The sequence below is a fragment of the Variovorax sp. FG153 genome (assembly GCF_057809595.1).
In genome coordinates this window covers 1-609 of record NZ_JBMDKG010000121.1, presented here as the reverse complement: position 1 = coordinate 609, position 609 = coordinate 1, and the positions used below count along the sequence as shown (strand labels likewise).

The 609-nt window shown below is 64.7% G+C and carries 1 protein-coding gene; it reads left to right on the top strand.

Annotated features, from left to right (window positions below; translation table 11 throughout):
* Positions 1–587 (top strand): ABC transporter substrate-binding protein (locus ACODT0_RS42375; RefSeq protein ID WP_489044047.1); only part of this gene is annotated, 587 nt, incomplete at its 5' end.
* Positions 588–609: the final 22 nt, after the last annotated feature.

The following is a 609-nucleotide window of genomic DNA, read 5'->3' as shown; positions in this document are numbered from 1 at the left end:
CCTCCGACTTCTCGTCCTTCCTGCTGCAGGCGCAGAACTCGAAGGCGCAGATCCTGGGCCTGGCCAACGCGGGCGGCGACACCATCAACGCGATCAAGGCGGCCCGCGAATTCGGCATCACCAAGTCGATGAAGATGGCCGGCCTGCTGGTGTTCATCACCGACATCCACAGCCTGGGCCTGAAGAACACCGAAGGCCTGCTGCTCACCACCAGCTGGGACTGGAACCTCGACGAACGCACGCGCGCCTTCGGCCGCAAGTTCTTCGACAAGACCAAGCGCATGCCCACCGACATCCAGGCGGCCGACTACTCGGCCACCATGACCTACCTGAAGGCGGTGCAGGCGGCCAAGACCACCGATGCCGACAAGGTGATGGAGCAGATCAAGAAGATGCCCATCGACGACTTCTACGCCAAGGGCACGGTGCGCGCCGACGGCCGCTTCGTGCACGACATGTACCTGATGCAGGTCAAGGCGCCGTCCGAGTCGCGCCAGCCCTGGGACTACTACAAGGTCGTGGCCAAGCTGCCGGGCGACCAGGTCTTCACCACGAAGGCCGAGAGCAAGTGCGCGCTCTGGAAGTGATCGACCCCCGCGGGCCCGAGCG